Origin of the sequence: Geodermatophilus telluris, from assembly GCF_900102745.1 — a bacterium.
GTDB lineage: Bacteria > Actinomycetota > Actinomycetes > Mycobacteriales > Geodermatophilaceae > Geodermatophilus > Geodermatophilus telluris.
Genome location: NZ_FMZF01000003.1, coordinates 1 through 20,787, shown reverse-complemented (window position 1 = coordinate 20,787; position 20,787 = coordinate 1). Strand labels below are relative to the sequence as shown.

The 20,787-nt window shown below is 75.0% G+C and carries 19 protein-coding genes; 13 read left to right on the top strand and 6 right to left on the bottom strand.

The annotated features are described in order from the left end of the window. Positions 1–5: 5 nt before the first annotated feature. The 4 genes from BLQ97_RS10610 to BLQ97_RS10595 all read left to right on the top strand — a co-directional run bounded on the left by BLQ97_RS10610 (position 6) and on the right by BLQ97_RS10595 (position 3,492). Positions 6–236, top strand: a complete 231-nt coding sequence (locus BLQ97_RS10610; RefSeq protein ID WP_073420258.1) for a helix-turn-helix domain-containing protein — start codon at positions 6–8, stop codon at positions 234–236. Next, positions 233–1,006, top strand: a complete 774-nt coding sequence (locus tag BLQ97_RS10605) for an enoyl-CoA hydratase/isomerase family protein (protein WP_091365863.1) — start codon at positions 233–235, stop codon at positions 1,004–1,006. Before BLQ97_RS10610 ends, BLQ97_RS10605 begins: the two co-directional genes overlap by 4 nt. An 85-nt stretch (positions 1,007–1,091) precedes the next feature. Then, the gene (locus BLQ97_RS10600) at positions 1,092–2,984 is read left to right on the top strand and encodes an ABC transporter ATP-binding protein (RefSeq protein ID WP_245692070.1); all 1,893 of its coding nucleotides are present in this window, start codon (positions 1,092–1,094) and stop codon (positions 2,982–2,984) included. A 43-nt stretch (positions 2,985–3,027) separates the two neighbouring features. Then, complete coding sequence (locus BLQ97_RS10595) at positions 3,028–3,492, top strand: SgcJ/EcaC family oxidoreductase (protein WP_091365861.1); 465 nt, start codon at positions 3,028–3,030, stop codon at positions 3,490–3,492. A gap of 36 nt (positions 3,493–3,528) precedes the next feature. Here the strand turns inward: BLQ97_RS10595 and BLQ97_RS10590 are convergent, their stop codons facing one another. The 3 genes from BLQ97_RS10590 to BLQ97_RS10580 are packed head-to-tail and all read right to left on the bottom strand — an operon-like array spanning position 3,529 to position 7,839. After that, the gene (locus BLQ97_RS10590; protein ID WP_091366376.1) at positions 3,529–4,209 is read right to left on the bottom strand and encodes a sirohydrochlorin chelatase; all 681 of its coding nucleotides are present in this window, start codon (positions 4,207–4,209) and stop codon (positions 3,529–3,531) included. An 8-nt stretch (positions 4,210–4,217) separates the two neighbouring features. Further along, positions 4,218–4,973, bottom strand: coding sequence for an SDR family oxidoreductase (locus BLQ97_RS10585; RefSeq protein ID WP_091365860.1), 756 nt, complete (start codon positions 4,971–4,973; stop codon positions 4,218–4,220). 7 nt (positions 4,974–4,980) lie between these two features. After that, entirely contained in the window at positions 4,981–7,839 is a 2,859-nt protein-coding gene (locus BLQ97_RS10580) for an aconitate hydratase (RefSeq protein ID WP_091365859.1), read from the bottom strand. A 181-nt stretch (positions 7,840–8,020) separates the two neighbouring features. Between BLQ97_RS10580 and BLQ97_RS10575 the strand changes: the two genes are divergently transcribed. The 9 genes from BLQ97_RS10575 to BLQ97_RS10535 all read left to right on the top strand — a co-directional run bounded on the left by BLQ97_RS10575 (position 8,021) and on the right by BLQ97_RS10535 (position 17,249). After that, positions 8,021–8,779: an SIR2 family NAD-dependent protein deacylase gene (locus BLQ97_RS10575; RefSeq protein ID WP_091365858.1), complete on the top strand. Its 759-nt coding sequence runs from the start codon at positions 8,021–8,023 to the stop codon at positions 8,777–8,779. Next, a complete protein-coding gene (locus BLQ97_RS10570; protein ID WP_091365857.1) occupies positions 8,776–9,102 on the top strand; it encodes a hypothetical protein in 327 nt (108 codons plus the stop codon). The genes BLQ97_RS10575 and BLQ97_RS10570 overlap by 4 nt, the downstream gene beginning before the upstream one ends. Continuing rightward, positions 9,099–9,521 carry a DUF1772 domain-containing protein gene (locus BLQ97_RS10565; protein WP_091365856.1) on the top strand — a complete coding sequence of 141 codons (423 nt, stop codon included), beginning with the start codon at positions 9,099–9,101 and terminating at the stop codon, positions 9,519–9,521. The genes BLQ97_RS10570 and BLQ97_RS10565 overlap by 4 nt, the downstream gene beginning before the upstream one ends. A 184-nt stretch (positions 9,522–9,705) precedes the next feature. After that, the gene (locus BLQ97_RS10560; protein ID WP_091365855.1) at positions 9,706–11,241 is read left to right on the top strand and encodes an AMP-binding protein; all 1,536 of its coding nucleotides are present in this window, start codon (positions 9,706–9,708) and stop codon (positions 11,239–11,241) included. Positions 11,242–11,402: 161 nt separating this feature from the next. Next, a complete protein-coding gene (locus BLQ97_RS10555; protein WP_245692067.1) occupies positions 11,403–12,785 on the top strand; it encodes a C40 family peptidase in 1,383 nt (460 codons plus the stop codon). A 312-nt stretch (positions 12,786–13,097) separates the two neighbouring features. Further along, complete coding sequence (locus BLQ97_RS10550; protein ID WP_217637145.1) at positions 13,098–14,390, top strand: AAA family ATPase; 1,293 nt, start codon at positions 13,098–13,100, stop codon at positions 14,388–14,390. Then, positions 14,387–15,436, top strand: a complete 1,050-nt coding sequence (locus BLQ97_RS10545; RefSeq protein WP_245692065.1) for a DUF58 domain-containing protein — start codon at positions 14,387–14,389, stop codon at positions 15,434–15,436. Before BLQ97_RS10550 ends, BLQ97_RS10545 begins: the two co-directional genes overlap by 4 nt. Before the next feature lie 34 nt (positions 15,437–15,470). Next, positions 15,471–16,430: a VWA domain-containing protein gene (locus tag BLQ97_RS10540; RefSeq protein WP_091365854.1), complete on the top strand. Its 960-nt coding sequence runs from the start codon at positions 15,471–15,473 to the stop codon at positions 16,428–16,430. A gap of 18 nt (positions 16,431–16,448) precedes the next feature. Then, positions 16,449–17,249, top strand: coding sequence for a TIGR03084 family metal-binding protein (locus tag BLQ97_RS10535; RefSeq protein ID WP_091365853.1), 801 nt, complete (start codon positions 16,449–16,451; stop codon positions 17,247–17,249). A 122-nt stretch (positions 17,250–17,371) separates the two neighbouring features. On the opposite strand, the gene BLQ97_RS10530 is transcribed toward BLQ97_RS10535, so the two are convergent. The 3 genes from BLQ97_RS10530 to BLQ97_RS10520 all read right to left on the bottom strand — a co-directional run. Continuing rightward, the gene (locus BLQ97_RS10530; RefSeq protein WP_091365852.1) at positions 17,372–18,853 is read right to left on the bottom strand and encodes a glycosyltransferase family 2 protein; all 1,482 of its coding nucleotides are present in this window, start codon (positions 18,851–18,853) and stop codon (positions 17,372–17,374) included. Further along, entirely contained in the window at positions 18,850–19,518 is a 669-nt protein-coding gene (locus tag BLQ97_RS10525; protein ID WP_139173573.1) for a hypothetical protein, read from the bottom strand. Before BLQ97_RS10525 ends, BLQ97_RS10530 begins: the two co-directional genes overlap by 4 nt. A 178-nt stretch (positions 19,519–19,696) precedes the next feature. Continuing rightward, positions 19,697–20,787 (bottom strand): HNH endonuclease signature motif containing protein (locus tag BLQ97_RS10520; RefSeq protein WP_139173571.1); only part of this gene is annotated, 1,091 nt, incomplete at its 5' end.

Genomic DNA, 20,787 nt, shown 5'->3' with positions numbered 1-20,787 from the left:
GAGTCATGGCCGACTCGAGCACGGCGGACCTCGGCAAGGGCAAGCGCATCACGGGCGGGGACCGCACGTCCCTCGCCGACGAGCTGAAGAAGCGCTACGACGGCGGGGAGAGCATCCGGTCCCTGGCCACCTCGACCAACCGGTCCTACGGCTTCGTGCACCGGCTCCTGTCGGAGTCGGGTGCCACCCTGCGCAGCCGTGGTGGGGCGAACCGGAACAGCAAGAAGACCGCGTGACGGTGGCGGAGGTCGACGGCCGGGTCCGCACGAGCCGGGACGGCGCCGTCCTCACCGTCACGCTCGACCGGCCCGACCAGCTCAACGCGCAGACGCCGGCCACCTGGGCGGCGCTGGCGGAGGTCGGCGCCTCCCTCGACGACGACGTCCGCGTGGTCGTCGTGCGGGGCGCCGGCCGCTCCTTCTCCGCGGGGCTCGACCGCAGCCTGTTCAGCACCGACCCGTCGACCCCCGGCGGGCTCGGCGAGCTGGGCGCGATGCCGGCCGAGCAGACCCAGGAGCGCATCCGCTCCTACCAGGCGGGCTTCCGGTGGCTGCGCTCTCCGGGGATCGTGTCGGTCGCGGCGGTGCAGGGCCACGCGATCGGCGCCGGCGCGCAGCTCGCGCTGGCCTGCGACCTGCGGGTGCTCACCGAGGACGCCGCGTTGCGGCTGCCGGAGGCGAGCCTGGGGCTGGTGCCCGACCTCACCGGCACGAACACGCTGACCGAGCTGGTCGGCTACTCGCGGGCGCTGGAGATCTGCCTGACCGGCCGGGCGGTGGGGGCGACCGAGGCCCTCGCCACCGGGCTGGCCAACGCGGTGGTCCCGGCGGCCGGGCTCGACGAGGCGGTGGCCGGGCTGGTCGCGGCCATCACCGCCGCGCCGGTGGGGGCCACCCGGGAGACCGCGGCGCTGGTGCGCTCCGCCGTCCGCAACGACCCGGCGGCCCAGGACGCGGCCGAACGGGCCGCGCAGTCGCGGCGGCTGGCCGAGCTGGCGGGGCGCTGAGCAGCCCGGCGGCACCGGAACACGCGGGGACCGGTGGCTGTTGTCCGAGCCGCCGGTCCCTGTCGCCGGGTGAGGAGGTCGTCCCGTGAGCAGTCCCATGACCTCCATGGCGGCCATGCGTTCGTTCCGCCGTGACCCGTCGGTCACCTCCCGCGAGCTGCCCAAGGGCACGGTGCGCCGGATCCTCGGCATCGCGCGGCCCTACCGCCGCGAGCTCAGCTTCTTCCTGGCCCTGGTCGTCGGGTCCTCGGTCATCGGCGTCCTGACGCCGCTGCTGGCCGGCGACATCGTCAACCGCATCGCCCGGCTCGACGGCACCGCGGGCGGCGTCGTCCGCATCGCGCTGTTCATCGCCGGGCTCGCGGTGGTCGACGCGGCCATCTCGGTGGCCACCCGCTGGTACTCGGCGCGGATCGGCGAGGGCGTCATCTACGACCTGCGCAGCCGGGTGTTCGAGCACGTGCAGCGCATGCCGGTCGCCTTCTTCACCCGGACCCAGACCGGCGCGCTGGTCAGCCGGCTCAACAACGACGTCGTCGGCGCGCAGCAGGCGTTCACCTCGACGCTGTCCGGCGTGGTCTCCAACGTCATCGGCCTGGTGCTCACCGCCGGCGTGATGTTCACGCTGTCCTGGCAGATCACCCTGCTGTCGCTGGTCATGGTGCCGCTGTTCGTGCTGCCCGCCCGCCGCATCGGCGCGCGGCTGCAGGAGATCACGCGGGAGTCCTACGGGCTCAACGCGTCGATGAACGCGACGATGACCGAGCGGTTCAACGTCGCCGGCGCGCTGCTGGTCAAGCTGTTCGGCCGGCCCTCCGTCGAGGCGGAGTCCTTCCGCGGGCGGGCCGCCCGGGTGCGCGACATCGGCGTCCTGTCGGCCATGTACGGCCGCACCTTCTTCACCGCGCTCACCCTGGTGGCCGCCCTCGCTACGGCGCTGGTCTACGGCCTGGGCGGGTGGCTGGCGTTCACCGGCTCGCTCTCACCCGGTGACGTCGTGGCGCTGGCGCTGCTGCTGTCGCGGCTCTACGGCCCGCTGACGGCGCTGTCCAACGTCCGCGTCGACGTGATGAGCGCGATGGTCAGCTTCGACCGGGTCTTCGAGGTGCTCGACCTGCCGCCGATGATCGCCGAGGCACCCGACGCGGTGCCGGTGCCGGCCGACGACCGCTCCCTCGAGTTCGACGGCGTCTCCTTCAGCTACCCGGCCGCCGCCGACGTGTCGCTGGCGTCGCTGGAGGACGTCTCGCTGCCCGAGCACGGCGGCCCGACGGCGGTGCTGCACGACGTCAGCTTCCGCGTGCAGCCGGGGCAGATGGTGGCGCTGGTCGGGCACTCCGGCGCGGGCAAGTCGACCATCGTCAACCTCGTGCCGCGGCTCTACGACGTCACGGCGGGCGCGGTGCGCGTCGGCGGCGTCGACGTCCGGCAGGCGACGCTCGCCTCGCTGCGCGACGCGATCGGCGTCGTCAGCCAGGACGCGCACCTGTTCCACGACACCATCCGCGCCAACCTCCTCTACGCCCGTCCCGAGGCCACGGAGGAGGAGCTGTGGTCGGCGCTCACCGGGGCGCGGATCGCCGCGCTGATCGCGTCCCTCCCCGACGGGCTGGACACGGTGGTGGGCGACCGCGGCTACCGGCTCTCCGGCGGGGAGAAGCAGCGGCTGGCCATCGCGCGGGTGCTGCTCAAGGCGCCGGGCATCGTCATCCTCGACGAGGCGACCGCGCACCTCGACAGCGAGTCGGAGGTGGCGGTGCAGCACGCGCTCGACACCGCGCTGGCCGGCCGGACGTCGCTGGTGATCGCCCACCGGCTGTCGACCATCCGCAGCGCCGACCAGATCCTCGTGGTCGACGACGGTCGCATCGTGGAGTCGGGTACTCACAGCGAGTTGCTGGCGCTCGGACGACGCTACGCCGACCTCTACCGCACCCAGTTCGCCGACGGCGAGCGTCGAACGGTCGGTGCGGCGTAGCAACTAGCGTTCCTGCTGCCACAGCAGCACCAGGAGGAACTCCGTGACGTCCGCACACCCGCACGACACCTCGATCCGCGCGCTCTACGCCGCCTTCCTCGACGGCTGGAACCGGCGCAGCGGCGCGGCCGTGGCGTCCGGGTTCGCCGACGACGGGGACATGGTCGGCTACGACGGCACCCACCACCACGGGCGGCTGGCCATCGCCGCCGACTTCCGGCAGATCTTCGGCGGGCACCAGACGGCCACCTACGTCGCGGTGATCCGCAGCGTGCGGCCTGTGGCGCCCGGCGTCGCGGTGCTCATGGCGCACGCCGGGATGATCCCGCCCGGCGCCGCCGACGTGGACCCGCGCTTCCACACGGTGCACACGCTGGTCGCCGTCGAGGAGGACGGCCGGTGGCGGATCTCGCTGCTGCAGGCCACCCCCGCGGCCTGGCACCAGCACCCCGAGGCCCGCGAGGCGCTCACCCAGGAGCTGCGCGGCCTGCTCGCCACCGCCCGCTGACGGCGTGGTGGGCCCGGTGGGCGCCGGGCGGTGGGCTCAGCCGAGCGCGGCGTCGTAGCGGTCGAGCAGGACGGCGGCCACGCGCTCGTCGGGCAGCAGGGGAGCGGTGACGACGTCGGCGCCGGCCTCGGCGAGCTTGCCGTGGAAGTGTCCGGGCGCCAGCAGGTAGGACGCGACCACCACCCGGTCGGCGCCGGCCCGGCGCGCCGCGGCGACGGCGTCGGCGACCGGTGGCTGCGCGGCCGAGCCGTAGCCGGTGGTCACCGGGCCGGCCCAGGAGCGCTGCAGCAGGTCGGCGGTGTCCTCGACGTCGGCCACCGAGCGCGGGTCGCTGGACCCGGCCGCGGCCAGCACGACGGCGGTCAGCGGGTCGCGGTGGTCGGCGCCGGCCTCGACGAGCCGGTCGGACAGCACCCCGGCCAGCCGCGGGTCGGGTCCCAGCGGGCGGGCGGCGACGGCGGAGTCGTGCGCGGCCACGGCCCCGGCGATGTCGACGTGCACGTGGTAGCCGCCCGACAGCAGCAGCGGCACGACGACGGCGGGCCGGCCCTCGGCGGCCAGCCCCGCGACGACGTCGACCACCGTGGGCGGCTGGACGTCGACGAAGGCCGCCGTCGTGACCAGGCCGGGACGCAGGGCGCGGGCGGCGAGCGCCAGCTCGGCGACCAGCCGGCGTCCGGCGGGGTTGCGCGTGCCGTGGGCACACGCGACGAGCACCGGTGCCTTCACGGCACCCGCAGCTTGCCGCCGTCGACGGCGACCATGGTGCCGGTGACGTAGGAGGCGGCGGGGGAGAGCAGGAAGGCCGCCACCCGGCCGAACTCGTCGGGCTGCCCGACCCGGCCCAGCGGGATCCCGGCCTCGGTGCGGGCGCGGGCGGCGGCGGGGTCGCCGGAGGCGGCCTCGATCTCGGCGACGCGGTCGGTGGCGATCGTGCCCGGCATGAGCCCGACCACCCGGATCCCGCGCGGGCCGAGCTCGTCGGACAGGCCCTTGGCGGTCATGGCCAGGCCGGGGCGCAGCCCGTTGCTGACCGCCAGGCCGTCGAGGGGCGAGCGGACGGAGGTGGAGAGCACGAACGCGATGGCCGCGCCGTCGCCCAGGTGCGGCACCAGCGCCCGGACCAGGCGCAGCGGGCCGAGCAGCACGCTGTCGACGCCGGCCCGCCAGGCCTCCTCCGGCGTCCCCAGGACCGTGCCCGGCGCGGGCCCGCCGACGCTGACCAACAGGCCGTCGACCCGGCCCAGCCGCTCCAGCGCCGTCGACACCAGGGTCTGGGCGGCACCGGGGTCGGCGAGGTCGGCCACCGCCCCGGACGCGCCCTCGCCCAGCCCGGCGACGGCGGCGTCCACGGAGGAGGCGGACCGGGAGCTGACGAGGACCCGGGCCCCGTCGGCGACGAGGGCCCGGGCGGTCGCCAGGCCCAGCCCCCGGCTCGCGCCGGTGAGCAGGTACCCGCGACCGCCCAGGCCCAGGTCCATCGCCGGATCAGCCCTGCCGCAGCGAGCGGAGGACGTACTGCATGATCCCGCCGTTGCGGTAGTAGTTCGCCTCACCGGGGGTGTCGATCCGGACGCGGGCGTCGAACTCCACGTCGCCCGCCGTGACCTTCACCGTGCGCGGGGTCTCGCCGTCGTTCAGGGCGGTGATCCCGGTGATGGTGAACTCCTCGTCGCCGGTCAGGCCGAGCGACTCCCGGTTCTCGCCCTCCGGGAACTGCAGCGGCAGCACGCCCATGCCGATGAGGTTGGAGCGGTGGATCCGCTCGTAGCTCTCGGCGATGACCGCCTTGACGCCGAGCAGCGCCGTCCCCTTGGCCGCCCAGTCGCGCGACGAGCCCGAGCCGTACTCCTTGCCGGCCAGCACGACCAGGGGGATGCCCTGCTCCTGGTAGGCCTGCGAGGCGTCGTAGATCGTCGTCGTCTCACCGGTCAGGTGGTTCTTGGTGACGCCGCCCTCGGTGCCGGGCACCAGCTGGTTGCGCAGCCGGATGTTGGCGAAGGTGCCGCGGATCATCACCTCGTGGTTCCCGCGCCGGGAGCCGTAGGAGTTGAAGTCGCGGCGCTGCACGCCGTGCTCGGACAGGTACTTCCCGGCCGGGCTGTCGGCCTTGATCGACCCGGCGGGGGAGATGTGGTCGGTGGTCACCGAGTCGCCGAGCACCGCCAGCGTCCGGGCGCCGGCGATGTCCTGCACCGGGGCCGGCTGGTCCTGCATGCCCTCGAAGTACGGGGGCTTGCGGACGTAGGTGCTCTGCGGGTCCCACTCGAACGTGTCGCCGGTGGGCGTGGGCAGCGCCTGCCACTGCTCGGTGCCGGCGAAGACGTCGGCGTAGTCGTTGCTGAACATCTCCGCCGAGACGGCCTCGTCGATGACCCGCTGCACCTCGTGCGGCGAGGGCCAGATGTCGTGCAGGAAGACGTCGTTGCCGTCGGCGTCCTGGCCCAGCGCGTCGTTGTTCAGGTCGACGTCCATCGACCCGGCCAGCGCGTAGGCGATGACCAGCGGCGGGGACGCCAGGTAGTTCATCTTGACGTCGGGGTTGATCCGGCCCTCGAAGTTGCGGTTGCCCGAGAGCACCGAGACGACGGCGAGGTCGGCCTCGTTGACCGCCTTGCTCACCGGCTCCGGCAGCGGGCCGGAGTTGCCGATGCAGGTGGTGCAGCCGTAGCCGACCAGGTAGAAGCCGAGCTTCTCCAGGTACGGGGTGAGCTGCGCCTTCTCGTAGTAGTCGGTGACGACCTTGGAGCCGGGAGCCAGCGTCGTCTTCACCCACGGCTTGGTGGTCAGGCCCCGCTCGACGGCGTTCTTGGCGAGCAGCGCCGCGCCGATCATGACCGACGGGTTCGACGTGTTGGTGCACGAGGTGATGGCCGCGATGACCACCGAGCCGTGGTCGACGGTCGTCTCGGTGCCGTCCTCCATGACCACCCGGGTCGGCTTCGAGGGCCGCCCGGAGACCTCGTCGTCCTCGTAGTGGTGCGGCTGCCCGGCGCTGCCGTTGCCGCGCTCGCTGCCCGGGGCCGAGGTGGCCGGGTCGGAGGCCGGGAAGGACTCCGCCGAGGCCTCGTCGACGCGGGACTCCACGCCGTAGGGCTGGGTGTTCTGCGGGACGCCGGGCGCGCGGTCGTCGCCGCCGGTCTCGTCGGCGGACACGTAGTCGGCCAGCGCGGCGCGGAAGGCGCGCTTGGCGTCGGTGATGGCGACCCGGTCCTGCGGCCGCTTCGGGCCGGCGATCGAGGGGACGACCGTGGACAGGTCGAGCTCGAGGTACTCGGAGAAGGCCGGCTCGCGCGACGGGTCGTGCCAGAGGCCCTGCTCCTTGGCGTAGGCCTCGACCAGCGCGACCTGCTCGGCGGAGCGGCCGGTCAGCCGCAGGTAGTCGATCGTCTCGCCGTCGATGGGGAACATCGCCGCGGTGGAGCCGAACTCCGGGCTCATGTTGCCGATCGTGGCGCGGTTGGCCAGCGGGACGGCGGAGACGCCCTCGCCGTAGAACTCCACGAACTTGCCGACCACGCCGTGCTTGCGCAGCATCTCGGTGATCGTGAGCACCAGGTCGGTGGCGGTGGAGCCGTCGGGCAGCTCGCCGGTCAGCTTGAAGCCGACCACGCGCGGGATGAGCATCGACACCGGCTGGCCGAGCATGGCCGCCTCGGCCTCGATGCCGCCGACGCCCCAGCCCAGGACGCCCAGGCCGTTGACCATCGTCGTGTGGCTGTCGGTGCCCACGCAGGTGTCGGGGTAGGCGACGACGCGGTCGCCCTCCTGCCGCGGGAACACCACGCGCGCGAGGTGCTCGATGTTGACCTGGTGGACGATGCCGGTGCCCGGGGGGACGACCTTGAAGTCGTCGAAGGCGCCCTGGCCCCAGCGGAGGAACTGGTAGCGCTCGCCGTTGCGCTCGTACTCGATCTCGACGTTGCGCTCGAAGCTCTCCGGGGTGCCGAAGACGTCGGCGATCACCGAGTGGTCGATGACCAGCTCGGCCGGGGCGAGCGGGTTGATCCGGTTCGGGTCACCGCCGATCTCGGCCATGGCCTCGCGCATGGTGGCCAGGTCGACGATGCAGGGGACGCCGGTGAAGTCCTGCATCACCACGCGGGCCGGGGTGAACTGGATCTCCTGGTCGGGCTCGGCCGACGGGTCCCAGTTCGCGATCGCCCGGATGTGGTCGGCGGTGATGTCCGCGCCGTCCTCGGTGCGCAGCAGGTTCTCGAGCAGGACCTTCAGGCTGAAGGGGAGCCGGTCTGCGCCCTCGACCGCGTCGAGCCGGTAGATGTCGTAGTCGGTGCCGTCGACGCTGAGCGTCGACCGGGCCCCGAAGCTGTCCTTGCTGGCTGCCACTGCGTGCGCCTCACCCTCGCGTGTCCATCGGGCTTGATCTGCCACCCTCCATCATCCCAGGTGGCGCGCGCGCACCGCTGGGAAGGCGACCCTTCCCCCACCCGGTGAGCTGCGTCTCACGGCCGGCACCGGGCGACTGCGCGGACGTGCCCGGTGCGGGCGGCGTGCCTACCGTGGGCGCGTGACCGGCGCCGTCCCCGACCCGCTGCCGGACTGGCTCCGCGGCGCCCGGCGGGTCACCGTGCTGACCGGCGCCGGGATCTCGACCGACAGCGGCATCCCCGACTACCGCGGTCCGAACGGCGTCTGGACGAAGGACCCCGACGCCGAGAAGCTCGTGACGCTGTCCTACTACCTGGCCGACCCGCTGATCCGGCGGAAGGCCTGGCGCATGCGGGCCGACGTCCGCGCGGCCGACGTCGCCCCCAACGCCGGGCACCGCGCGCTGGTCGACCTCGAGCGGCAGGGCCGGCTGCGGGCGCTGCTCACCCAGAACGTCGACGGGCTGCACCAGGCGGCCGGCTCCTCGCCGGAGCGGGTGCTGGAGCTGCACGGCACCGTGCACGCCGTCGCGTGCCTGTCCTGCGGCGACCGGACGACGATGGACGACGCGCTGGCGCGGATCGACGCCGGCGACCCCGACCCGTCGTGCCTCGTCTGCGGCGGGATCCTCAAGTCGGCGACGGTCAGCTTCGGGCAGGCCCTCGACGCCGCCGTCCTCGACGCCGCGGCGGACGCGGCCGCCGACTGCGACGTCCTGCTCGCCGTCGGCACGTCGCTGGTGGTGTACCCGGTCGCCGGGCTGGTCGACGTGGCCGCCGCGCACGGCGCCCGCGTGGTCGTCGTCAACGCCGAGCCGACGCCGTACGACGGGCTGGCCGACCTCGTCGTCCGCGAGCCGATCTCGACGGCGCTGCCCCGGCTGGTGGCGGCCGGGTGAGCCGGGCGGAGCGGGAGCGGCGCTACCGCGAGCTGGTGCTCGGCGAGCTGCCGAAGCGGGCGCGGGCCGGGCGCTGGGCGGTGACGGACGACCACTGCTTCGGCCGGATCGTGCTCGACCACGCCGTCGGTGGGCGCTGGTACGACCACCTCGACCGGCGTCGCTCGCCGGCGTTCGCCCAGCTCTCCGACGAGCAGCTGGCCGGGGCCGTGGCGCTGGCCGAACGGGTGCTCGCCGAGGGGGACCCGCTGCTGCGCGAGCTGGACGCGCAGAGCCTCACCTGGCGCGGGAAGCCGCCCAAGCCGCCGACGACGCGGCGGTGACGCTGGTCGTCGTCCACCTGGCGCTGACGGCGGCCTACGCCGGGTTCCAGTGGACGGTGCGCGGGCTGGTGTACCCGCAGTTCGCGATGGTCCCGCGCGCGGCGTTCCCCGGGTACGAGCGGGCGCACCAGCGGCGGGTCAGCCGGGTGGTCGGGCCGCTGTTCGCCGGGCAGGGGGGAACGACGCTGTGGCTGCTGCTGGCCCGCCCCGACGGCGTTCCGCTGCTGCCCGTGCTCGCCGGCGCCGGCTGCCTGGCCGTCGTCCTCGGGGTCACCGGGCTGCTGGCCGTGCCGCTGCACCGGCGGCTGGACGCCGGGTTCGACGAGCACGCGTTCCGCGCGCTGCTGCGGGTGGACACCGTGCGGGCACTGGCGGCCACCGCCGGGACCGTGGCCGCCGGGTGGCTGGTCCTCGGCTGAGCGCGTCCGACCCGACCGCAGCGCGTCCGACCCGACCGCAGCGCGTCCGACCGGACCGCCCACCGTCGGGTGGGACGCTGCACGATCAGGTGACCTGATCGTCGCCGACACCGCTAGCGTGAGGTGGACCACGTCGAGCGGCTGACCGGGCGGGCCGGCCAGTCCTGGCAACCGGGAGTCCGGCATGCGCGTCCCCCTCACCACCCGCGACTTCCTCGACCGCGCCGAGCTGGTCTACGGCGACCGCGTCGGCATCGTCGACGAGCCGAACCAGCCGGCGCCGTCGCTGGGGGAGGTCTCCTACCGCGAGGTGGCCCGCCGCGGCCGTGCGCTGCAGGCCGGCCTGGACGCGCTCGGCGTGGGGGAGGGCGAGCGCGTCGCGATCGTCAGCCACAACGCCGCCCGGCTGCTGGAGGTGCTGCTCGCCGTCCCGTCGTCGGGCCGGGTGGCGGTGCCGGTCAACTTCCGGCTCAGCCCCGACGAGGTCTCCTACATCGTCGGCCACAGCGGCGCCCGCGTGCTCCTCGTCGACCCCGAGCTGGAGGCCGGCCTCAAGGGCGTCGAGGCCGAGCACCGGTTCGGCACCGGCGAGGAGTACGAGCAGCTGCTCCGGTTCGACGCGGAGCCGCGGCCCTGGGCCGAGCCCGACGAGGACGCCACCGCCACGATCAACTACACCAGCGGGACGACGGCGCGGCCCAAGGGCGTGCAGATGACCCACCGCAACCTCTGGGTCAACGCGGTGACCTTCGGCATGCACATGCAGGTCAGCGACCGCGACGTCTACCTGCACACGCTGCCGATGTTCCACTGCAACGGCTGGGGCCTGCCGTACACGATGGCCGGCGTCGGCGCCCGCCAGGTGGTGCTGCGCAAGGTCGACGGCGCGGAGATCCTGCGCCGCGTCGAGCAGCACGGCGTCACGATGATGTCGGGGGCCCCGGCCGTCTGGAACGCCGTCCTCGAGGCCGCCGCCGACTGGGACGGCGAGGTCCCCGGCCGCGACCGGGTGCGCATCGTGGTCGCCGGCGCCCCGCCGCCCTCGCGGACCATCGCCCGCGTCGAGGCCGAGCTCGGCTGGGAGTTCAACCAGATCTACGGCCTCACCGAGACAGCGCCGCTGATCACCGTCAACCGGCCGCGCGCCGAGTGGGACGGCCTCGACCGGGAGGAGCGGGCGAAGCTGCTCTCGCGCGCGGGCGTGCCGGCGCTGGGCACCCGCATCCAGGTCAGCGAGTCCGGCGAGGTGCTGGCGCAGGGCAACACGGTGCTCGCCGGCTACTGGCAGAACCCCGACGCCTCGGCCGAGGCGCTCGACGGCGGCTGGTTCCACACCGGCGACGGCGGCAGCCTGGACGACGGCGGCTACCTCACCATCTCCGACCGCAAGAAGGACGTGATCATCACCGGTGGGGAGAACGTGTCCTCCATCGAGGTCGAGGACGCCGTCTTCAGCCACCCCGCCGTGGCCGAGGTCGCCGTCATCGGCATCCCCGACGAGAAGTGGGGCGAGCTGGTGACCGCGCTGGTCGTGCTCGCCGAGGGCCACAGCGCCACCGAGGACGAGATCATCGCCCACTGCAAGGCCCGGCTGGCCGGCTACAAGGCGCCCAAGCGGGTCGAGTTCCGTGACGAGCTGGCCCGCACCGCCACCGGCAAGATCCAGAAGTTCAAGCTCCGCGAGGCCTTCTGGGAGCCCGGCCAGCGCCAGGTCAACTAGCGCCACCGGCCGCCTCCGCAGGGGTGGCGGTCCACTCCTGCGGGGGAGGCGGCCTCAACCGCCCCCTCCGGCGGGTCGATCCCGGTCCGGAGGCGCCCACGCCGGGTGCCCGGAGAGCACGTGCGGCCGGCGCCGGCCGGCCGCACCGGGAGGGGCCGGACGTGGGCACGCGAGGGCGCACCCGACACCGACAGGGCCGCCCGGCCGCCCGCGCGGCCGGGACCGTGCTCGCCGCGCTGATGGTGCTCGGCCTGGCCCCCGGCGTGGCCTCCGCCGCGCCCGGCGACGACGAGATCGCCGCCGCCCAGGCCACCCGGGACGCCGCCGCGGCGCAGGTCGGCGTGCTGAGCGCGCAGCTGGCCGAGGCCGAGGCGGCCGCCGCCACCGCGCACCAGGACGCGCAGATCGCGCTGCAGGACTACGAGGAGACGCAGGCGGCCGCCGACGCCGCCCGCGCGGCCGCCGACGCCGCCGCGGCCGCCGCGACCCGGGCCGAGGCCGACCTCGGCACCGGCCGCTCCCAGGTCGCCGCCTTCGCCCGCGACAGCTACGTGCAGGGCAGCACCGCCCCCGGCGCGGTCGCCCTGCTCAGCAGCGCGGGCCCGGCCCAGCTGGTCGAGCGCGCCGCGCTGCTCGAGGCCGCCGGCACCCACCGGGTCGACGTCGTCGCCGAGCTGACCGTGCTGCAGGCGCAGGCCGCCACCGCCCACGACGAGGCCGACGCCGCGTCCGCGCGGGCCGGGTCGCTGGAGGCCGAGGCCGCCGCCAGCCTCGCCGGCGCGCAGGCCCAGGAGATCCGGGCCCGGGAGCAGACCGCCGCCCTCGCCGAGCAGCGCGACGCCGTCGCCGCGCAGGCCGCCGCCGCCGAGCAGCAGGTCGCCGGCCTGCAGCAGGAGCAGGCCGCCGCCGAGGCCGCCGCCCAGATCGCTGCCCAGGCCGCCGCGGAGGCCGCCGCGGCCCGGCCGGTTCCCTCCGCGCCGGCCCCCGCGGCCGCGCCGGCGCCCGCCCCGGCACCGGCCCCGCCGGCCACGCCGTCGCCGGGCGGGTCCGCCACGCCGTCGCCCGCCCCCAGCACCCCGCAGTCCGACCCGACCCCGCCCTCGGTCACCACGGCCGGTGCGCCGACCGCCTCGGCCGTGGAGACGGCGATCGACGCGGCGCTGTCGCAGCGCGGCTTGCCCTACAGCTGGGGCGGTGGCGGCAGCAACGGCCCCGGCTACGGCATCCCGCCGGACACCCGGATCTGGGGCTTCGACTGCTCGGGGCTGACCGAGTACGCCTACGCGCAGGCCGGCATCCGGATCGGCGGCACCAGCCGCGACCAGTGGTGGCGCTTCCGCGACGCGACCGTCGCCCGCGCCGACCTGCGCGCCGGTGACCTCGTCTTCTGGGGCTCGGGCAGCTCGTACACGTCGATCTACCACGTCGCGCTCTACCTCGGCGACGGCACGGTGGTGCAGGCCCCGCAGAGCGGCGACGTGGTCAGGGTGTCGCCGATGTGGTTCGGCCGGGACTACTTCGGGGCGGTCCGGCCGACCGCGTGACCGGTCCGCGCACGGGGGTGGACCGGAGGAGTGGGGCGTCGGGCAGCCACGGGGGGAGCTGCCCGACGCAGCGCTCACGCTAGCAGCCGCAGCACCCCGGACGCAGCGTGCCGCGCGCGGCTCGCCGATCCCCTTCGCGTCGTCGCGGAGCGCACCGGGCGGCGTCCGGCGCGGCGTCCGGCGCGGCGTCCCCGCACGGCGGACGTCCCCCCAGGTCGTGGTGGGACACTGGCCGGGGGGACGGGCGGTGAGTCCGTCCCCGGCCTCGCCGTGGACCGACGGAGGGCCACGTCCGGCACGACAGGGAGCCCCGTGACCAGCGCTGCCAGCACCCCGCTCGAGAAGACCGCCGGTTCCTCGGCGGCGGGCTCCGGCGCTCCGGTCCCGCCCTCGGCGGACGCCGCGCGGCTGGAGCGGGCGCTGTTCGAGATCAAGCGGGTCATCGTCGGCCAGGACAGGCTGGTCGAGCGGATGCTGGTCGCGCTGCTCGCCCGCGGCCACGTGCTGCTCGAGGGCGTGCCCGGCGTGGCGAAGACCCTCGCGGTCGAGACGCTGGCCACGGTGGTGGGCGGCAGGTTCGCCCGGTTGCAGTTCACCCCCGACCTGGTGCCGGCCGACATCCTGGGCACCCGCATCTACAAGGCCGGCCAGGACGCCTTCGACACCGAGCTCGGCCCGGTGTTCGCCAACTTCGTGCTCACCGACGAGATCAACCGCGCGCCGGCCAAGGTGCAGTCGGCGCTGCTGGAGGTCATGGCCGAGCGGCAGGTGTCCATCGGCGGGGTCACCCACCCGCTGCCCGACCCGTTCCTCGTGCTGGCCACCCAGAACCCGATCGAGTCCGAGGGCGTCTACCCGCTGCCCGAGGCCCAGCGCGACCGCTTCCTCATGAAGGTGCTCGTCGACTACCCGAGCCCCGAGGAGGAGCGCGAGATCATCTACCGGATGGGCTCGACGCCGCCGGTGGCCGAGACCGTGCTGGGCCCGGAGGACCTGCGCCGCATGCAGCGCACCGCCTCGCAGGTGTTCGTCCACCACGCGCTGGTCGACTACGTCGTCCGGCTCGTCGTGGCCACCCGGCAGCCGCGCGAGCACGGCATGGACGACGTCGCCTCGTGGGTGTCCTACGGCGCCAGCCCGCGCGCCTCCCTCGGCCTGGTCGCCGCCGGCCGCGCGCTGGCGCTGGTCCGCGGCCGCGACTACGTGCTCCCGCAGGACGTCCTCGACGTCACCGCCGACGTGCTGCGCCACCGGCTGGTGCTCTCCTACGACGCGCTGGCCGACGGCGTGCCGGCCGACCACGTGGTCAAGCGGATCCTGCAGACCGTGCCGCTGCCGCAGGTCACCCCGCGCCAGCGCGCCGGCGGCTACGGTCCCGCGGCGCCCGGCGGTCCCACCGTCCCGCCGCCCGGGGCGCCGCCGTACGGCCCGCCGCCGGGCGCGCCCTACGGCCCCGGCTACCCGCCGCCGGCCGCACCCAACGGCCAGCCCGCCCTGCAGCAGCCGCCGTCGGTGGGCAACGGCCAGCCCGGTGGCCAGCACGGTGGCCAGCCCGCCGGCCCGGCCGGCGGCAACGGGCACGTCCCCGGGAACCCCCCGGCGTGATCCTGCGTCGCGGCCGGTCCCGGGCGTCCGCGGACCCGGCACCACCCGTCGACGGCGGCGGGACGGGGACGGCGACGGCGGCTGCGCCCACCCCCGGCTCGGGCGTCGACCCCGGCGCCGGCGACGACGGCGGGCCGCCGCACTTCGGCGAGGGCCCCGCCGACGTCCTGCTGCAGCGCCTCGAGCTCACCGTGCGGCGGCGCCTCGACGGGCTGCTGCAGGGCGACCACCTCGGCCTGGTGCCCGGCTCGGGCAGCGAGGCCGGCGACTCGCGCACCTACCACCCCGGCGACGACGTCCGGCGGATGGACTGGCCGGTGACGGCCCGCACCCAGGTGCCGCACGTCCGCGAGACCGTCGCCGACCGCGAGCTGGAGACGTGGGCGGTGGTCGACCTGTCGGCCAGCCTCGACTTCGGCACCGGGCTGTGCGACAAGCGCGACCTGGCGATCGCCGGGCTGGCCGCCGTCAGCCACCTCACCGTGCGCGGGGGCAACCGGCTGGGCGCCGTCGTCACCACCGGCGAGCGGGTCGACCGCTACCCGGCGCAGGCCGGCCGGCTGGCCGCCGACCGGCTGCTGCGCGCCGTGGTGGCCACCCCGCGCGCCGGCACCGGACGGCGCGGTGACCTCGCCGCCGCGCTGGAGACGCTGCGCCGCCCGCCGCGGCGCCGGGGACTGGTCGTCGTGGTCAGCGACTTCCTCGGGGACGCCGACTGGGAGCGCCCGCTGCGCGGCCTGGGCGCCCGGCACGAGCTGCTGGCCATCGAGGTGGTCGACCCGCGCGAGCTGGAGCTGCCCGACGTCGGGCTGCTCACCGTCGTCGACCCGGAGAGCGGGCAGACCCTCGAGGTGCCGACCGGCGACGCCGAGTTCCGCGCCCGGTTCGCCGCGGGCGCGGCCGAGCAGCGCCGGGCCGTCGCCGCGGGCCTGCGCCGCGCCGGCGCCGGGCACCTGCAGCTGCGCACCGACCGCGACTGGCTGATGGACGTCGTGCGGTTCGTCGCCGACCGGCGGCGCGCCGGCAGCGGCGGGGCGTCCCGGTGAGCGCCCCCACCCGCCGGAGCAGAGAGGTCCACCCGTGAGCTTCCAGTCACCGCTGTGGCTGACCGCGCTCGTCCCCGCGCTGGCGCTGGGCGCGCTGTACGTGGTCAAGCAGCTGCGGCGGAGGGTGTACGCGGCGCGGTTCTCCCAGACCGGGCTCGCGCAGAGCCTGCTGCCCAAGCGCGCCGGCTGGGTGCGGCACGTCGCGTTCGGCCTGACGCTGGCGGCGCTGTTCGGGCTGGTGCTGTCCCTCGCGCAGCCGAGCACCGAGGTGCGGGTGCCGCGGGAGACCGCCACCGTCGTGCTGGCGCTGGACGTGTCGCTGTCGATGCAGGCCGAGGACATCGACCCGAGCCGGTTCGAGGCGATGAAGGACGCCGCCTCCGACTTCGTGGACATCCTCCCGCCGCGGATCAACCTGGGGCTGGTGTCGTTCTCCGGCACCGCCTCCACGCTGGTGGCGCCGACCACCGACCGCGAGCAGGTCAGCGGCGCGATCGCCAACCTGGAGCTGTCGGAGGCCACCGCGATCGGCGAGGCGATCTTCACCTCGCTCACCACGATCAGCACCTTCCAGTCCTCGCTGGACGTCGCCGAGGAGGAGGAGCTGCCGCCGGCGCGGATCCTGCTGCTCTCCGACGGCTACAACACCGTGGGCCGGGAGAACACCCAGGCGATCGCGGCCGCGCAGGGGGCCGGCGTCGAGGTGTCCACCATCGCGTTCGGGACCGACTACGGCTCCATCGAGATCGGCGGGGAGGTGACGCCGGTGCCCATCGACCGCGACGCGCTGCGGCAGATCGCCGAGGAGACCGGCGGGCAGTACAACGAGGCCCGCAGCCGGGCCGAGCTGGAGGCCGTCTACGACGACCTGGGCAGCCAGATCGGCTACACCACCGAGCCGCAGGACGTCTCGTACTGGTTCGTGCGGGTGTCCACGCTGCTGCTCGCCTGCGGGCTGGGCCTGGCCGCCTGGCGCCTGCAGCGCCTCTTCTGACGCCGGGGGCGACCACTCGTGGCCGTGGACCTGGCGGTGCTCGTGGCCGACCTGGCCGCCGAGTCCGCCGACCTCGACCGGGTGCTCGCCGCCCTGGACGACGCGGCGTGGGCCACGCCCACCCCCTCGACCGGCTGGGACGTCGCCGACCAGGTCGCCCACCTGGCCTTCTTCGACGAGGCGGCCACCCGCGCCGCCGTCGACCCCGCCGGCTTCCGGGCCGGGGCCGCGGCCCTGACCGCCCACGGGGAGCGGTTCGTCGAGGTGGTCACCGCCGCCCACCGCGGCCGCGCCCCGGCCGACCTGCTGGCGTGGTGGCGGGCCACGCGGGCGGAGTGCCTGCGCGTCCTCGCCGGGCTGGACCCCGCGGCGTCGCTGCCGTGGTACGGCCCGCCGATGAGCCCGGCCTCCGCGGTCACCGCCCGGCTGATGGAGACCTGGGCCCACGGCCAGGACGTCGTCGACGCGCTCGGTGTCACCCGGCGGCCCACCGACCGGCTGCGCCACGTCGCCCACCTCGGCGTCGCCACCCGGGCCTGGAGTTCCCGGGTGCGCGGCGAGGAGCCCGCGGACGTGCCCGTGCGGGTGGAGCTCACCGCGCCCGGCGGCGGCACCTGGACCTGGGGACCGGCCGACGCCGCCGACCGGGTCACCGGCCCGGCGCTGGACTTCTGCCTGCTGGTCACCCAGCGCCGGCACCGCGCCGACCTGGCGCTGGACGCGACCGGTCCCGCCGCCGACCACTGGCTCGACGTCGCCCAGGCGTTCGCCGGGCCGCCCGGCGAGGGGCGGCGGCCGGCGGCCCCGCCGGGCCGGTAGCCGACGACGACGGGGCCGCCGGGGGACCTCGTCGTCCCCCGGCGGCCCCGGGCCTCTCCACCGGCCCCCCCTGCAGGGCCCCGCCCCGAGCGTGCGAGCGGTGGGGGCAGGGGGGTCCTTTCTCACACGGTGAAGCCGCGCTGGCGGCGGACCAGCTTCTTCACCATGAAGACCGTCTGCAGGATGGTCAGCAGGTACAGCACCGGCCAGCCGATCGACAGGATCGCCGACTGGACGGCGATGCTCTGCTGGCTCCAGGCGAAGATCAGCACCGCGAACGTGACGGCCGCGCACACGGCCGGCATGACGTAGGCCGACCCGCGGCCGCGCTCGGCCGCCGCCTGGGCCGCCCAGTTGTCCTTCTCCACCCGGGCGAAGAACTGCACCCACGCGGTGAGGAAGTGCCCCATGCGGACCCACATGTAGAGCTCGGCGGGGGCGACCAGCAGCGCGTAGAAGATGTCGACCGCGCTCTTGTCGTGCATCGACAGGGCGGTGCGCAGGTTGAGCAGCGTGGCGACCACCGGCGGGATCAGCCAGATCGGGTTGAACACGAACGCGTCGATCGACAGCGCCGCGGCCAGCAGCAGCAGGAAGCCCATCCGCGCGCTGATGTTGAACAGCATCGAGATGTTCTCGTACCAGCGCAGCCGCAGGTTGGGGTGGAGGGGCTGGCCCTTGGTGTCGCCGCGCTGCCCCGGCCACAGCAGGTCGATGCCGCCGAAGTTCCACTTGACCTGCTGGCCGTGCAGCGCGCGCAGGGTGGTCATCGGGCCGACGAACGCCCGCGCCCGGGCGCTGATCTTGGTGTTGAAGCCGGCGTCCTTGATCTGCAGCGAGAGCTTGGAGTCCTCCACCTCGGAGTCGCGCACCCAGGGCGCGGTCTGGTGGTGGCGGTACATGACGGCCTCGAGCGCGCGGACGCTGAACAGGCTGCACTGCCCGCCGAGGACGGCCATGTTCCGGCCGCGCACGAGGTTGTCCATGTTGAACCCGGCGAACTGGGCGCGCTGGCCGGCCACGAGGAACTTCGCCATCGCCCCGTGCACCCGGCCCTTGTCGAAGGTGTAGATCGCCGACAGGCCGCCGATGCGCGGGTCGGTGACCATCTCCTTCTCCAGCCACTCGACGCAGCGCCGGTCGAGGGTGGTGTCGCCGTCGACACCCAGGATGTAGTCGTAGCCGCGGCTGACGAAGTAGCCGAAGTTCAGCGCCCCGACCTTCTTGTCGGGGTTGTCGCCGATGTCGTGCACGTGCACGACGGTCGTGTAGGTCTCGCCCTTGACCACGCGGGTGTGCTCGCCGGCGTACTGGCCGGCGATCTCCGGGGTGTCGTCGTCGGTGTTGTTGATGACGACGTGGATCGCGTCCGGCGGGCGGGTCTGCGACAGCAGCGAGGTGAGGACGTCGGCGATCGTCGACTCCTCGTTGTACGCCGGGATGATGCAGCTGATCGTGGCGTGCCGCTGTTCGTCCCGGACGGCGGGACCGCCGAACTCCTCCGGCACCAGCGAGCTGATGTCGGGGACCTCCTGGCCGCCCCGCGCCAGCAGGTGCACGCGGTCGGTGGAGCGCCGCATGCCGGGGACGACGAGCTGGGTCACGAGGGGTCCTCCTGGAGCAGTGGGAGCGCGAGGGTGTCGAGCACGGTCTGGCGGAACCAGCGCTGCGAGCCGGGTTCGGTCTCGACGAGCAGGTCGAACTGGACCTCGAGGGCCAGCGCCCCGGCGGTCGAGTCGGTGCCGGGCAGGGTGAGCGCGGTCGAGTAGCTGTAGGGCGGCATGAGGGCGAACTCGCCCCGGTCCTCGGTGGCCAGCGCCCGGGTGGTGCCGTCGTCGACGGTGACGGCGAAGCGGGTGACCAGGACCTCGGTGTCCTCGTCGCCCCCCTCGACGTGCGCGGACAGCTGGACGGTCTTGTCGTCCCCGGCCGTCCAGGTGGTCGCCTGCTGGGTGGTCCAGTAGTCGATGACGACGGTGCGGTCCCCGGCCGGCAGGGCGTGGGTGAGCGCGCCGGTGTCGAGGTCGCCGGCCGGGCGGGCCGGGGCGGCCGGCGTGACCGGCGCCGCGGTGGTGGCCGGGGCGGCCTCGGTCCGGACGGCGGCCCGGGTGGTCGCGGCCCGGCTCGGGGCGGCGGCCTCCTCCCGGGCCGTGAGGTCGGGGCTCATGCTGACGTCCGGCAGCTGGCAGCCGGCCAGCAGGGCCGCCGACAGGGCCAGTGCTGCGGCCCCGGCGGCGCGGGCGCGGAGCGTGGGTGTACCTGGAGGCACGGGTTCCCCCTCGTGAGGCGATCGGGTGACCGCACGGACCGGCTCCGTTGCCCACGTCCACGTGCGATGGGGTGAACGTAAGCCGGACGGGTGCGTCCGCATCAGCCCCACCAACCCGTCTGGGGGAGGGGCATGACCCACCCGCTCGGGCGACGCCGCGCCGCCGGGCGGCGGCGGATCAGGCGGCTGGCGCGAGCGGTGCGAGGGTGGTGATCTCGGTGCCGTCGGGTCGCCAGGTGCGCCACCGGCCGTCGGGTTGTCGTTCGACGCGGAAGCCGTGGTGGACCTTGGTGTGGTGCCGCTCGCACAGCAGCGCGGAGTTCTGCAGGTTGGTCTCGCCGCCGTCGAGCCAGTGCACGAGGTGGTGCACCTCCGCCCACCAGGTCGGCGCGTGGCAGCCGGCGAAGACGCAGCCGCCGTCACGGAGTTCGACGGCGCGGCGGAGGTGGCGGTCGGCCAGGCGCTGTTCGCGGCCGAGGTCGAGCGGTGCGCCGTCGGGGCCGAACACGACGCGGGAGACGGTGCTGTCGCAGGCCAGCCAGCGGGCTCTCGCGGCGGAGATCACCGCGCCGAACCCCATCCGCGCGGCCTCGGGGCCGGTGGCGGTGCCGGCGAGGTCGTCGAGGTCGATGACGACGGCCAGGTGCGCCTTGACGGTGCGCAGCGTGGGCAGGCGGCCGGCGGCCAGGCTGGTGTCGCACAGCTGCACCAGCGCATCGCCGAGCCGCTGCGCGCGGCTGCGCTCGTGCCCGGCGGGGCGGTCGGCCTGCACGAAGGACTCCAGCGCGGCCTGCAGCTTCTCCCCGCCCACCGCGTCGAGCTCGAAGCGCCCACTCAGAGTGCCGTCGGCGTGCTTGGCCAGGCTCAGCCGGCGCCCCTCGGTCGGATCGGGCTCCGGGCCGTCGGGATCGAGCCGGCTCAGGTAGTGCCGCACCGCGTGCACGAAGTCGGTGTGCGGCTGCTCCACGGCCAGCCCGGTGAGCACCGCGTCGACCTCGCCGAGCTCCACGCCCTGCTCGGCGGCGGCCTGCAGGCGCTCCGGCGTCAGCGCAGTGGCGGCGACCGCGACCTGCTCGGCCGACACGAGCCCGGCGTCGTGCGCCTCGGCCAGCGCCGGCAGATGCGCCAGCACCCGCCCGTTGCCCACGACCCGGGCGGCCGCGGCGGCCGATAGCCGGCAGTGCCCGCCCAGCCAGGACCGCATCGACTTCAGCCCGTCGCGCTCGGCCGCCTGGGACAGCTCGGCGTCCCGCACCCGGCGGGCCAGGG